We start from the raw sequence: 13,099 nt of genomic DNA, 5'->3' as shown, positions 1-13,099 counted from the left end.
TCTTTAACACAGCCTTATTAAAAAAAGATGTTAACTTCTTTGTCTACTTGTCGACAAGTTAATTAATAAAAGAAACATCTCATTATTAAAAAAAGATGTTAACCTTCAATTAATCCTGGTTCATTTTTAACAGGGTTTCACTAACAGTTTTACGAGTATCTTTAAAATGTTCTTGAATAATTTCTTCAATCAGATGAAAATCTTTTGAAACTAGAGCATTCACGATTGATCGGTGTTTTTCAATAAGAGGTTCTATTTCATCCGTTTTTCCTACAAATCGTTTTCCAGTTGCCACTAGAAGGGCGGTTAGGACGATTTCCCGAATACTATTCCATAAATGCGAAATCCTTGTATGGTTAATCCCCAAAATCATTTCTTCATGGAAACATAGGTCCTGATAGGAAAATTCAATAAAGTCTTGGTGCTTTCCTGCCAATTCCATCTTGTCGATGATTTTATTAAGGGTCTCCACTAATGCCTCATGGTCAATCTGAGAAAGACGTTGCAATACAAAGCTTTCAATCATAAAACGAACATCATTTAGTTCATCGATATCCTTTGACGTCAAGCCTAATACCACAGCACCCATCCTTTCTAAACGGATTAACCCTTCCACAGAAAGCGTTCTCAAAGCCTCTCTAACTGGTGAGCGACTCGTCCCAAATTCAGTTGCAATCTGATTTTCAGATAATAATGAGCCTGGATGAATACTGCCGCTAATAATTCGTAATCTTAATTCACTTACGATCTTTTCCCCAAGTGAAGCCCTTTGTAGCCATGATGATGGATACTGCATACTTTTCAACTCTCCCTATAAGTCTTCGCGAAAAGATTTCTTTCTTATAAGGTAAATATAGAGGAAAAAATCCAGAATGGAAATAAAACCTCAAAACACATAAGAATAGGGCATTTCGCCGTGTACTTGTATACAAGGTAAAGTTTACGGAATATTGATAATCCTGTCAACAAAAAATGTAAGCGTTCTTATTTCACCATAAGCAGACGGGAGGTAAAATCCAAATAAAATAAAAGCGCTTGCATTTTGAAAAATCTGTTTTATAATACTTGTATACATGTATAACTGTTCAACAAGGAGGTGAGATCTTGAACGAAACGAAGGAATTTCTATATCCCACAAAATGGCTTTCAAAAGCTTCCACTGGTGAGCGTGTAACATGTGAGCTTAGAATGCAAATTATTTCTGGTTTAATTGAAAGCGGTACCATCCTATCGGAAAATAAATTAGCAGAAGAATATAATGTAAGTCGTTCACCCATTCGTGAAGCTTTAAAAATGCTAGCCTCTGAAAATATGATCCGATTAGAAAGAATGGGCGCAGTTGTCATTGGTTTAACAAGGAAAGAGATAGAAGAAATCTATGATGTACGTATCCTAATAGAAACGTTTGTTTTTGAACGGCTTGTAAAAATAGATACGAATGGCTTAGTGAGAGAACTTAGTAAAATACTTGAAATGATGAAAATTGCCATAAAATACAAAGATGCCGATGAGTTTTCATTTCAAGATGTCTTATTTCATGAAACGATTATTCGTTCAATTGGTCATTCATACATTTTGCTGATATGGAATAATGCAAAACCTGTTATGGAAAGTTTAATTCTATTATCGATGCGAGCGCGTCTCGAAGAAAAATATGATGATTTTGAACGGATTGTGGAAAATCATCAGCTTTATATCGATGCCATAAATACAAAAAATAGAGATCTTATGATTAAGTCATTACATCAAAACTTTGATGATGTTCAAGGTAAAGTTGAAGACCTTTGGATGTCACAACAAATGCATTCTAGTGAGCAAAAAAACTAAGAAATAGTTGTATCAATGATCAAAGAGGTTTAACTAATAAAAATATATAAATATATATGGGGGAAATAGCATGCCATTAGTAATAGTAGCAATAGGGATTTTAGCTTTACTTGTATTAATCATGGGTTTAAAATTAAACACCTTCGTTTCACTTATCGTGGTCTCATTCGGTGTGGCCATCGCACTTGGAATGAAATTAGATGAAATCATCGCAACAATTGAGGCCGGATTAGGCGGAACTCTTGGACATATAGCACTAATCTTCGGACTAGGTGCCATGCTGGGTAAATTAATTGCAGATTCAGGAGGCGCGCAGCGAATTGCGATGACTCTCGTTAATAAATTTGGCGAAAAAAATATTCAATGGGCTGTAGTGGCTGCTTCATTCATTATCGGTATTGCTTTATTCTTTGAAGTAGGATTAGTTTTATTGATTCCAATCGTATTTGCCATTTCAAAACAATTGAAAGTTTCTATTCTATACCTTGGTATTCCAATGGGAGCAGCTTTATCTGTCACACACGGATTTTTACCTCCGCATCCAGGACCAACCACCATTGCAGGTGAATTTGGTGCCGATCTTGGCCAAGTATTACTTTACGGTTTTATTATTGCTGTTCCAACTGTCATTATCGCTGGTCCTTTATTTACAAAGCTAGCTAAAAAATTGGTTCCTGCATCATTTACAAAAACGGGTGATATCGCCTCTTTAGGTGAACTAAAAACATTTAAACTTGAAGAAACACCTGGATTTGGTATCAGTGTATTTACCGCAATGCTTCCTGTTATTTTAATGTCGATTGCTACTATTATTACGTTACTTCAAAAAACAATGGGATTTGCAGATAATAGTTTACTAGCCATTATCCGTTTTGTTGGCGGTGCATCTCCTGCCATGGTGATCTCTTTATTAGTAGCTATTTACACAATGGGATTAGCGAGAAAGATACCGATTAAAAACGTAATGGATTCTTGTACAGAGGCGATTTCACACATTGGCATGATGCTCTTAATCATTGGGGGCGGCGGTGCTTTCAAACAAGTATTAATTAATGGTCATGTAGGTGACTATGTAGCTGAATTATTTAAAGGAACTAATATTTCACCGATTCTACTGGCTTGGATTATTGCAGCAATCTTACGTATTTCATTAGGTTCTGCTACAGTGGCAGCCTTAACCACAGCTGGGTTAGTTATTCCAATGCTTGGTCAAACCGATGTAAACCTAGCTTTAGTTGTTCTTGCAACTGGTGCTGGAAGCCTTATCGCTTCACACGTGAACGACGCTGGTTTCTGGATGTTCAAAGAGTATTTTGGTTTAAGTATGAAGGAAACATTTGCAACATGGACACTACTTGAGACCATTATCTCTGTGTGTGGATTAGGATTTGTTCTACTACTAAGTTTATTTGTATAAATTTAAACTTGAAGCCTTTACGGTCAAAAACCCTCACTTCGTTTGAAGTGGGGGGTTTTTCTTTTATATGAGTTTATTAACCTCTATTTTCCAACTAATGTGTTTGGGGTAGAATAGAAGTGTGAAAGGATTTCGAAAGGTAGGAACAAGTAACATGCCAGAAAATAATCAGTCTCGTATAGAGCGAAAAAAAATACAACAAAGAAATTCAAATCAGAAAAAAAGCAAGAAGACACAAAAAAGATCGTGGAGAAAATTTCTCTATATTTGTCTCACGCTAGGAGTAGTTATGCTTCTAGCTGGAGTAGGCGCTTTCTTATGGATCATCAAGGATGCTCCTAAATTCGACGAAACACTATTAAAAGACCCTTTATCATCCCAACTATATGCTAGTGATGAGAAAACCGTCATTGCTGAGGTGGGTAAAGAAAAACGGGATGACATTCAAATTAATCAAATACCGGATGTCCTAAAAAATGCTGTTTTAGCAACAGAGGATGCTCGTTTTTATCAGCATCATGGAATTGATGTTAAACGTACACTTGTTGCCATTTGGACGAATATCACGACAGGTTCTTCGCAAGGTGGTAGTACAATCACACAGCAAATTGTGAAAAATTCCTTCCTGACCATCGATAAGACGCCAAAAAGGAAGATTCAAGAATGGTATTTAGCTATTCAATTTGAAAGAAAGTATAGTAAAGATCAAATTCTAGAAATGTATTTTAATAAAAATTTATATGGCAGTGACGTCTATGGAGTAGCAAAAGCAGCGGAACGATTCTTCGGATTAGGACCAGATGAGTTAGATAAATTAACACTTGAACAAGCTGCATTACTTGCAGGTATACCACAAAGTCCAAATAACTATATTCCTACTGTTGAAGAGAATCTTCAGGCTGCAGAAAAACGCAGAAATATGGTTCTTTACTATATGAATAGACATGACTATATTTCTAAAACGGATATGGAAAGAGCACAAAAGACACCCATAGAAGAAACTTTACATATTCAACAAAAATCAACAAATAAATACCAGGCATTTGTTGATACTGTGATAAAAGAAGTTCAAGCAAAAACAAATAGGAATATTTTCGAAGATGGACTGAAAATCTATACTACCCTTGATCCAGAGATTCAACAAATAACAGAGGATGTCCTTTCAACAAATAACTATATTGACTATCCAAATAATAATAAATTGCAGTCAGCGGTTGTCATTTTAGATACACAAACGGGTGCCATCAAAGCCATTGGCGGCGGAAGAAATTATCAAACGGGTGGATATAACTATGCAACATCAATTAAACGCCATCCGGGTTCTACGATTAAACCAATACTTGACTATGGTCCAGCTATTGAAAAATTCAAATGGTCTACAGGTCATATTTTAAAAGACGAAAAGTATCAATACTCAAATGGCACCGCCATTCGAAATGCAAACCGTTCCTATGCAGGGAATAAAACCATAAGAGAGCACCTGGCTTGGTCACGAAATATACCAGCATTAAAAGCCTATCAAGAAGTTGGGGCAGATTATGCGACAGATTTTGCTAATAGCCTGGGGTTTCCTATTACAGATACACAAAAAGCCAATGAATCCAATGCGATTGGGGCCATTGATGCTGCGTCGCCACTGATTATGGCGGGCGCATATGCGGCATTTGGAAATGGCGGTTATTATACTGAACCCTATACTGTCACAAAGATAGTATCTTCTGATGGAATAGAAAAAGAATTAGCTTCTAGTAAAAAGAAAGTAATGGAGGATTACACGGCGTTTTTAATCACAGATATGTTACGTACTGTGGTGGACTCAGGAACAGGTGTCAAGGCTAATCTATCGAACATTGATTTAGCTGGAAAAACAGGAACAACAAGCTTTGATCAGTCTGCCATCAAGAAATATGGCCTGCCGGAAAATGCGACAAGAGATGCTTGGTTTGTAGGCTATACACCGCAATATACGGGGGCGGTTTGGACAGGTTACCCGGAAACTAAATCGTCAGATGACTATTTAGGAAGTAAAAGTGCGGATATTTCTAAGTTAGTGTTTAAAGCCATCTTGTCACGATCAGCTACAAGCACTGAGAAATTTAAACAACCAAGCAGTGTTGCAAAATCGGGCAAGGAATACTATGTGAAAAGTGGGGAAAAGCCAACACCACCTAAGCCTAATAGCCCGACCAATGTTCAAGCAAACTATGATGAAGCTTCAGATAGTATTCAATTATCATGGGACTATTCTAACGAAAGTAGTTCAGAAACCACATTCGAAGTTTCATATACAGTAGATGGGAAAACAACTAATTTACCAGCTGCGACTGACATGCAAGCCATTCTTCAAAGCCCTGAGAAAGGGAAAGCTTATACATTTACTATCGTTGCGATCACGGATGGGGCTAAAAGTGATGCAGCTACTACTTCAATAACCGTTAAGGAAACAAAAGAGATGCCAAGCAGTCCAAGTGATTTAAAAGCTCGATATGATAAAAAATCTAATAGCATTGAGATTAGTTGGAAAAAATCCAAGAGTCAAAATGTTAATTATACAATCACATATACGGTGAATGGTAGTACACAAACACTAACAACCCTATCTGAATCAAAGGCCACGTTGAGCAACCCTCAACCAGGTCAAACCTATGTCATTACTGTAGTCGCATTTAACGAAGTGGGTAGTAGCGAACCAGCATCAGTTTCTGTTACGGTTGATACTGCTGACCCTGGTGACGACAATCGGGATGACCATGATGGAGCAAAGGATACGAATAAAGGAAAACCTTAGGTTGTGAGTATTGATAATAATATATTAAGTTGATTTACTTTAAGCAGTCTTTATGGCTGCTTTTTTGTGTTCAAATTGGAACATAAAACAATACGAAAACTCAATCAGGAGTGACTGCCACATCCGTTTTTAAACAAGTAAATGAGGTTTCGGATGCTAAAAAAGTCAATATGTCTCTTTAGGATTGAAATGGCCAATACCCTTTAATTCATAGTCAAAAAATTTAAGAATAAGGTCATTTTCCGTTTCAATACAGTAATATGGATCAATGTTAGCTTTTCCACCTTGCAGCATATTTGCGAGAATAGGTGAGAAAAGCGGTAAATCGGTCAGGCTTAAATGTTTCGCACCTTTAAAATGAGTAGTATAAGCGTCTTTGAATTGTTCATTGTTGAGTTGGTTCGCTACATAAATCGGCGTGCTATCAAGCTGCCCCCACACATCATCAGAATATATGTTAAAAATCGGGGTTGTGTAAGCTTTGCTATTTGCTACAAAACTATCGTTTTCTTTTTTATAAACCAGCTCACTAAAGAATGGAGCATCAATATTAACGACTGCATCTATATCATCACGTTCTCTGCCCAGCCACACACTTGCGGCGCCGCCCATGGAGTGCCCGAACACACCAATTTTGTCTGAATTGATACGTTGGTAAACGGGGGTAGTATCACTTTTTTCTTTTTCAAGGATTGTATCAATAACAAAATTCATATCGTCTGTTCGTAGCTTCATCCATTTTTGGATAAGTTCATTGAGTTCTTCATTCGTATATACGCCTTCAGTGTTGAGATTGGTGATTTCACGGTTATAGTCCGAATTAATTGTCGCTACTGTTCCATCATCTGATTTCGTATAAAAAGAGTGGTACGGATGGTCGATCGAAACCACTACGTATCCGTGGCTTGCAAGCTCTGTATAGGTAGAAGCATTACTTACTTTAATGCCAGATGCCCCATGTGAAAACACCAATAGAGGGTATTTTTCATCAGCATTCTTGGGATACCAAAATTCCACATTCACAAAACGGTTGTCTCCTTTGTCAGAAAATTCCTCTACGCGATTTTTATCAACGTAAGTGTAAGTAGCGGTCGCGACACTATATTTGCCTGTCACTTTTGGTGAAGGATGCTGCGGAAAAACACTGGCAGGTACAAAGGCAATGACTGTTGCGACGACCATAAAAATGGTTTTCCAGACGACTTTAGAAGTTTTGTATTTTTTAGGAGTTGTATTTTTACGGATCAGAGAAACCGTTCCCTTTACTGCTAAAAGGAAAAGTAGGATAGCGGGTAAGACCCAGCGTAAGCTCCACACAATCACCGATGAAAGCGTGAGAATGACAAAGCCCAAAAATATAGCAATCCTAATCCCATTCTTTAGTTTTTTATGGTTTTGTTTCGTTACGATCGAGTAGATGGCAAAAGAAAATTCAAACATCAATGCAATCAATAAAAATAAAGTTCCCATAGTGGTAACCCCTCCACTTTCTAATAATTTTCATGAACTCATCATAAAAAAATCCTGAAAGGAAGTATATAGAAAAACAGTAAGTTGTATCCACAGGCCAATAAGATGCAAAAAAGCGGTAAGCTTTTTTGCTTACCGCATAATTATGTGTTGCAGATTTGATTATTGAGGAACGTCTTTCTTCCATGCGTTTAGTTTTTCGTTGATTTTTTGTGCCTCTTTTTGATCCTTTTTCCAGGACAGGAAACGAACGATGAAATAGATGACGGAAATTTGCACGGCCAAAATGATTCCATCTGATGGACTTTCCACAATTCCAAAAACACTGCTAAGGGCAATCAATAGAACCTCCAACGTGAAAAAATGAAGGATCATTCTAATACGCATATTTTTTTCGCTTAAGTCATTAGGAGAATACAAGATAAATCCTATTAATGCACTTAAAAAGGCAAAGGCCATAATGATATAAATGGACTGCAAATCGAAGGCTTCATCAGGGTAATACATTTGTCGCAAAATAGTAATGATAATAATGATGAGTGCGAAGATAAGTAAGAAATCCTTAATGATCTTTTTTACAAATTCGGACAGCTTCATATGTATCCCTCCGTTATAATCCAAGCATCTTTTTAAGGACGGGCACATATTGTCTTGATACAACCGCGCGCTCCCCGTTATCAAGCACCGCTTCGAGACGGCCGCTAATGGACGGATGGATAGAAGAGATTTTAGCTATGTTCAGAATCGTCGATTTGGATGCACGAAAGCAGTTCCTACCGTTGCATAGTTCCTCTAATTCATAAAGCTTTTGTTTGACCTCATAAACGTTGTCCTTGCAGTAGCTAAAAACCTTTCCGTCAACAGCTTCGAAATAATAAATCTCACTCAGCTTAATACGGTGAACTTTATCATTGTGGTATCCGAGTAGGTTGAAATCTTCCGTCTTCAGCTTGTTTACAATTTCATAGACTTCGTCATCCACCTCATGGCACCTAATGAGGATTTCTTCTGCCAGTTCTTTGTTTATTTCTTCGATTGAAATTTTCATATTTTCACCCACAAAAATTCAAATTGTTCGTGCTTCTACTAGCACAATTTGATTTGGATATTTTTACATCTTTCAGACAATTCCATTATAACACATCCATATACAATCCTTTTTGCAGTACTCAACCTTTAAAAAAATTACACTTGATACATAGAAAAACTATGTATATAATATTTGTAACTACATAGAATTATGATGTATATAAATATAGGTGGATGGGTGAGACCAAAATGTTAATGACAGAACGATGTGAGTTAATGGCTGTTTCTGAAAAGGACTATGAATCGATATTGATGTTGTATATGGATGAAGATGTACGCAGGTACCTGGATGGAACAGTTGATGAGATATCGTTTGCTATAAGATTTCAAATGATGTTGGAATCCAATCATTATTGGACAGTTAGACTGAAAGAAACAAATGAATTCATTGGGTTAGTGTGCTTGGATACAGGGCATGACAGAATCAACACAGAGATTGGCTATCAGTTTTTACCTGTTTTCTGGGGAAAGGGGTATGCGAAAGAAGTCATCGAGAAGGTAATTGAATATGGCTTTCATTCCCTAGAGTTAACAACCATCATCGCTGAAACCCCAACTCTAAATGAACGGGCCTGCAGGCTGTTAAAAAGAGTGGGGATGAAATTTGAAAAAACAATGAAGAGGTTTGGCAGTGATCAGTCTATGTTTAGTATTCAGAAGGGGGCTTGGCACCGGGTGAACAGACTTGTATATAAGTAATATTACTTTTCGGATCAATCGGAGTGAACCGTATCATAAGTAAATGAGGTTTTTATTCTATACAAAGAAATAAATGACACCTAGACTGCACTATGTCTAGGTGTCATTTATTTTGTCATGAGATGTATCCGAGGTCTAAAGAAACGGTGTTAGGAAATTTTGTCCTGGCAAAGAGCTTCACTCAAGTTAGTTTCATTGTTTTGGTCACTTGATTCGGATTTATAAAAATCTTGTTTATCCAAGAATACAGTGGCCAAGGTACCCCCAACTAGACCCCAGAATGGAGCTCCGATATGGAGAATAGAGATCCCAGAGATTGTGATTATAAATGAAAAGAGGGCGCCTGATTTGAATGGACCAGAGAAACTCATTTTCAAAGAGTCAACCAGTACACTAATCATGGCGACGCCACCTAGTAATTGAATTAATGAGGCAGGAATGACATGTGGAATTTGCGAAGCTATTGGAGAGAATAGAGCTAATAGACAGGATAATACTCCTAATACAATAGCAGCGACATACCTATGTTCATGTTTGCCTGATTCTTTATTAACAAGTAAGCCGGTCATGGGACCTGCAATACAGGCTGGGTGGCCCCCAAAAAAAGCATTTATAATGGTACCGATTCCGCTCCAATTGGTCATGGCATTGATCGGTGGACGATAGCCATGGGTCTCTAACATAGCAATCCCTTGGGCATTTTGAATGGCAATAACCGTTAAGACTAATGGAATGACAAGTTCCCCTACAACGGAAAAACTAAATGATGGGATGATAAAATGGGGAATGCCCATTGTTATATGGAGAGGCTGTACAGAAACGTTCGGCAAAAATTTAAGACAAAGAATTGCTGCAATGATCGCCCCTAATATAGGCGGAAACTTTTTTGAAAATCGTAAGAAAAAAGAAAGAGCAAGAAAGACAAGTAACGGGATTCCGTTGAGTAAAGGGTTTTTTACAACCGAGCCGATCATTTCAGTTCCGAAAGGGAGTAAGACGCCTGACACCATCCCCATCATAACTGGCATAGGCAAAACCTTCATCAATTTTGTAACAAGGCCAGATAATCCTAAAAGAAAAATAAGGATCCCGGTTATAATATAGGCACCAACCACTTGGTTGAAAGAATAATGGGTTAAGCTTGAGCCGACAAGAATGGCTCCAGGTATTGAAAAGGCATAGCCTATGGGTTGCCCATAATATAAGGAAACGATGAGCGTTAGGAGTCCCCCCATTCCATAAATGGCGAAAATCCATGAGCTGGTTATGCTACCAGACAAATGACCTTTTGCAGCAGCTTGTAAAACAATTAATAATGGTCCTGCTGAACCAAAAAGCCAGGCCACAAATCCATTCGATATATTCCCAACCGATAAAAGCTTTGGAAATTGTATGGTATTTTTTTTGAACAACAAAGTCACTCTCCTTCAACTTATGAATTACACTACATCTTAGTGTATACTTAATTTATCGATACTTAAAATATCTGTTTTATCTTTTTACTATATCTTTTGGGTATGATGGGGGTTTCATCTTGGATATTCGACAGTTAAAATACTTTGTCACTATAGCAGAAGAAGGTAAGATCACGACCGCTGCAAAGAAATTAAATATTGCTCAACCCCCTTTGAGCAGACAACTCAAACAAATGGAAGAAGAGCTAGGCGTCACTTTATTTGATCGAGATAACAAAAGTCTTAATTTAACCTTGGAGGGGGAAAGATTACTTCTTCGAGCAAAAGAACTTTTAAATAAACTTGATGAAACAATGGTTGAAGTTCAAGAATTGAGGAAAGACGCCAGTGGGATTTTATCTGTTGGATCCAATCTTTATTGTGCATCTTTAATTCTTTCTAAGGTGGTAGATATTCGTGAGAAAAATCCTGGTCTTACTTTCAAAGTATGGGAAGGTGAAACGATTCATCTCATAAAAATGTTATCTAAACGTCAGATTGAGATTGCGATAACAAATAGTCCAATAACAGAAAATAGTATCTCACAAATAACATTGGAAAGTGACCCATATGTGCTTGTTTTGCCTGAAAAATGGACGTGGAGTGGATCAGAACAATGCAGGTTAGAGGAAATCATCAATTTGCCATTGATTCTTCTGCGACCAAACTATGGTTTAGGTGCGTATGGACAAATTGTCAATGAATTTCAACGGTTAGATTTAGAACCAAATATACTGTGCGAATGTCAGGATTTAATTATGTTACTTGGTCTCGTTTCATCGGGGTTTGGTGCAACGATCTTACCGCTCTCGTTATTATCCCTCCATTCATTGGGAGGATTGAGAGTCATTCAGCTAAAGGATCAGACCTTAATATCTGAACCCAAAGTAATTTGGAGGAAGAATAGTTACTTATCAAAAGCAGCAAAAGAATTTTTAAAACTTTTTTAGACACAAAAAATTATTTACTCAAAAGTAAAAAACTTAAACGTTGAAAAATGGAAAATAAAATGAAACAGGTATTAGTTTTGACTGTGTTAAAGTAGATCTTTAAATGGAAAATAAAATATATTCATGGTTTTATAACCTCATTTAGATTCGTTACGGAGAGCCTTATCATAAATAGAGGTAGTTTTTGGAAAGTAGTGCCTGCCTCCACCATTTTTTTGTCGATAACTTCGACATTATTTGGGGGTGACCGGCACTGTTTTTTTATTTTGCGTGCTAAGGTTTCAAGAACTAATACCAAATATCATCCTTAGAAACAGCTTCTTACTATACAAAAATTATAAATGATGTAAGCCTGCTTTAAATTCCGGTTCACTGGTATTTGGTAGAAACCAAAGTGTTTTCATTTCAATATCTTTTTCTAAAAACATATCCTTCAGTTCTTCAATAAAGATCCCGCGTGTCGGGTCACATGATGGGCTGCTTTGAATGCCAAGCAATCCAACAATTTCATAGCCGTTTTTGAGATATTCTTCCGCTTGCTGTAAAACGGGCCGTAAAATTACCCGGCAATGTTTCCGATATTCGGGGGTATTATATTCCTCATAGGTCATCGAAGGACGATTTAATCCATGAAATGTAAATTCTGGGCATGGCAATTGTAAAAAACCATAGCCTTCCCTCATGGCCCAATCCACAGCGGAAAGGACAGCACCCGCTGCCCTTGCCTCATCATCTATAACCGTATTTTGATTTAAAATACAATGGGAAACTAGTAAAATCTTTTTACTACGCTGCATGGTTTTTTTCCCTCTTAATAATCCTTGATAAGAATGGCATACGACCAATCATAAACAGGACAAGGAAGCAGGTAATAATTTTATCCACCAAGTTTCCTGTTATGCGTGATATGAATGTCGACGCAAATACACTTTCACCTGAAGATCTTAACCATAAAACAACTAAATCCATCCCGCTGCCGTTTAAACCACCATAAACGGCAACGGCAATCGGAGTACCGATTAACGGCGCAACAATTGAAATAATGAGTCCTGTGATTAGGGCAACATACCATTTGGTAAAATCGAACTTCCTTGCGATGAAACCTGCAACCAAAGCAATGGCAATATTGACAAGTCCAAAGAATATGGCCGAAGCACCCGTCGTCGCACCGAGGACAACATTTGTAAGTCCTCCTGTCAAAACACCCCACCATGGGCCAAACAATACTGAAATTAATACTGTTCCAATCGTATCAAGGAACAAAAGGGGAATTTTCATTGTCGATACAACAGTACCCAAAACCACATTTAGAGCAATCCCCATTGCAGAATAAGTTAATATCATTGTTTTGCCTGTTTTCATTTTTTCTCCTCCGACCTTAAAGATAAATAATGTCTAAACTAAC

Annotated in this window: 12 protein-coding genes; 5 read left to right on the top strand and 7 right to left on the bottom strand. The window is 37.3% G+C overall.

From position 1 onward, the window contains the following. Positions 1-109: 109 nt before the first annotated feature. On the bottom strand, positions 110-796 hold the full coding sequence (locus RCG25_RS23275; RefSeq protein ID WP_308081196.1) for a GntR family transcriptional regulator: 687 nt from the start codon (positions 794-796) through the stop codon (positions 110-112). A 308-nt stretch (positions 797-1,104) separates the two neighbouring features. Between RCG25_RS23275 and RCG25_RS23270 the strand changes: the two genes are divergently transcribed. The 3 genes from RCG25_RS23270 (at position 1,105) to RCG25_RS23260 (ending at position 6,032) form a co-directional block, all read left to right on the top strand. After that, entirely contained in the window at positions 1,105-1,827 is a 723-nt protein-coding gene (locus tag RCG25_RS23270) for a GntR family transcriptional regulator (RefSeq protein WP_308081195.1), read from the top strand. A 70-nt stretch (positions 1,828-1,897) separates the two neighbouring features. Continuing rightward, positions 1,898-3,244, top strand: a complete 1,347-nt coding sequence (locus RCG25_RS23265) for a GntP family permease (RefSeq protein ID WP_308081194.1) — start codon at positions 1,898-1,900, stop codon at positions 3,242-3,244. A gap of 289 nt (positions 3,245-3,533) precedes the next feature. Next, entirely contained in the window at positions 3,534-6,032 is a 2,499-nt protein-coding gene (locus RCG25_RS23260; RefSeq protein ID WP_308081193.1) for a PBP1A family penicillin-binding protein, read from the top strand. Between the two features lie 165 nt (positions 6,033-6,197). On the opposite strand, the gene RCG25_RS23255 is transcribed toward RCG25_RS23260, so the two are convergent. The 3 genes from RCG25_RS23255 to RCG25_RS23245 all read right to left on the bottom strand — a co-directional run bounded on the left by RCG25_RS23255 (position 6,198) and on the right by RCG25_RS23245 (position 8,550). Continuing rightward, the gene (locus RCG25_RS23255) at positions 6,198-7,502 is read right to left on the bottom strand and encodes an alpha/beta hydrolase (protein WP_308081192.1); all 1,305 of its coding nucleotides are present in this window, start codon (positions 7,500-7,502) and stop codon (positions 6,198-6,200) included. A 162-nt stretch (positions 7,503-7,664) separates the two neighbouring features. After that, on the bottom strand, positions 7,665-8,099 hold the full coding sequence (locus RCG25_RS23250) for a DUF3021 family protein (RefSeq protein WP_308081191.1): 435 nt from the start codon (positions 8,097-8,099) through the stop codon (positions 7,665-7,667). 13 nt (positions 8,100-8,112) lie between these two features. Beyond that, positions 8,113-8,550, bottom strand: coding sequence for a LytTR family DNA-binding domain-containing protein (locus tag RCG25_RS23245; protein WP_308081190.1), 438 nt, complete (start codon positions 8,548-8,550; stop codon positions 8,113-8,115). Positions 8,551-8,765: 215 nt separating this feature from the next. On the opposite strand from RCG25_RS23245, the gene RCG25_RS23240 reads away from it, so the two are divergent. Further along, positions 8,766-9,290 carry a GNAT family N-acetyltransferase gene (locus RCG25_RS23240; RefSeq protein ID WP_308081189.1) on the top strand — a complete coding sequence of 175 codons (525 nt, stop codon included), beginning with the start codon at positions 8,766-8,768 and terminating at the stop codon, positions 9,288-9,290. 149 nt (positions 9,291-9,439) lie between these two features. Here RCG25_RS23240 and RCG25_RS23235 read toward each other — a convergent pair whose 3' ends face one another. Then, positions 9,440-10,702 carry a benzoate/H(+) symporter BenE family transporter gene (locus RCG25_RS23235; RefSeq protein WP_308081188.1) on the bottom strand — a complete coding sequence of 421 codons (1,263 nt, stop codon included), beginning with the start codon at positions 10,700-10,702 and terminating at the stop codon, positions 9,440-9,442. A 122-nt stretch (positions 10,703-10,824) separates the two neighbouring features. Between RCG25_RS23235 and RCG25_RS23230 the strand changes: the two genes are divergently transcribed. Beyond that, complete coding sequence (locus RCG25_RS23230) at positions 10,825-11,694, top strand: LysR family transcriptional regulator (RefSeq protein WP_308081187.1); 870 nt, start codon at positions 10,825-10,827, stop codon at positions 11,692-11,694. A gap of 335 nt (positions 11,695-12,029) precedes the next feature. Here the strand turns inward: RCG25_RS23230 and RCG25_RS23225 are convergent, their stop codons facing one another. Both RCG25_RS23225 and RCG25_RS23220 read right to left on the bottom strand, forming a co-directional pair. Continuing rightward, positions 12,030-12,491 carry a CD3072 family TudS-related putative desulfidase gene (locus tag RCG25_RS23225; protein ID WP_308081186.1) on the bottom strand — a complete coding sequence of 154 codons (462 nt, stop codon included), beginning with the start codon at positions 12,489-12,491 and terminating at the stop codon, positions 12,030-12,032. Further along, positions 12,481-13,056, bottom strand: coding sequence for a CD3073 family putative ECF transporter S component (locus tag RCG25_RS23220; RefSeq protein ID WP_308081185.1), 576 nt, complete (start codon positions 13,054-13,056; stop codon positions 12,481-12,483). Before RCG25_RS23220 ends, RCG25_RS23225 begins: the two co-directional genes overlap by 11 nt. Positions 13,057-13,099: the final 43 nt, after the last annotated feature.

The sequence above is a fragment of the Neobacillus sp. PS2-9 genome (genome assembly GCF_030915525.1).
Taxonomy (GTDB): Bacteria; Bacillota; Bacilli; order Bacillales; family Cytobacillaceae; genus Neobacillus.
Note: the sequence above shows the minus strand (reverse complement) of the source record. Positions and strands in the feature narration are given on the sequence as shown.

What these genes read in the sequence shown, in the direction of transcription:
- RCG25_RS23275 (WP_308081196.1), bottom strand. Translation starts at nt 796, where the DNA reads ATGCAGTATCCATCATCATGGCTACAAAGGGCTTCACTTGGGGAAAAG.
- RCG25_RS23225 (WP_308081186.1), bottom strand. Translation starts at nt 12,491, where the DNA reads ATGCAGCGTAGTAAAAAGATTTTACTAGTTTCCCATTGTATTTTAAAT.
- RCG25_RS23250 (WP_308081191.1), bottom strand. Translation starts at nt 8,099, where the DNA reads ATGAAGCTGTCCGAATTTGTAAAAAAGATCATTAAGGATTTCTTACTT.
- RCG25_RS23265 (WP_308081194.1), top strand. Translation starts at nt 1,898, where the DNA reads ATGCCATTAGTAATAGTAGCAATAGGGATTTTAGCTTTACTTGTATTA.
- RCG25_RS23255 (WP_308081192.1), bottom strand. Translation starts at nt 7,502, where the DNA reads ATGGGAACTTTATTTTTATTGATTGCATTGATGTTTGAATTTTCTTTT.
- RCG25_RS23240 (WP_308081189.1), top strand. Translation starts at nt 8,766, where the DNA reads ATGGGTGAGACCAAAATGTTAATGACAGAACGATGTGAGTTAATGGCT.
- RCG25_RS23260 (WP_308081193.1), top strand. Translation starts at nt 3,534, where the DNA reads ATGCTTCTAGCTGGAGTAGGCGCTTTCTTATGGATCATCAAGGATGCT.
- RCG25_RS23245 (WP_308081190.1), bottom strand. Translation starts at nt 8,550, where the DNA reads ATGAAAATTTCAATCGAAGAAATAAACAAAGAACTGGCAGAAGAAATC.
- RCG25_RS23220 (WP_308081185.1), bottom strand. Translation starts at nt 13,056, where the DNA reads ATGAAAACAGGCAAAACAATGATATTAACTTATTCTGCAATGGGGATT.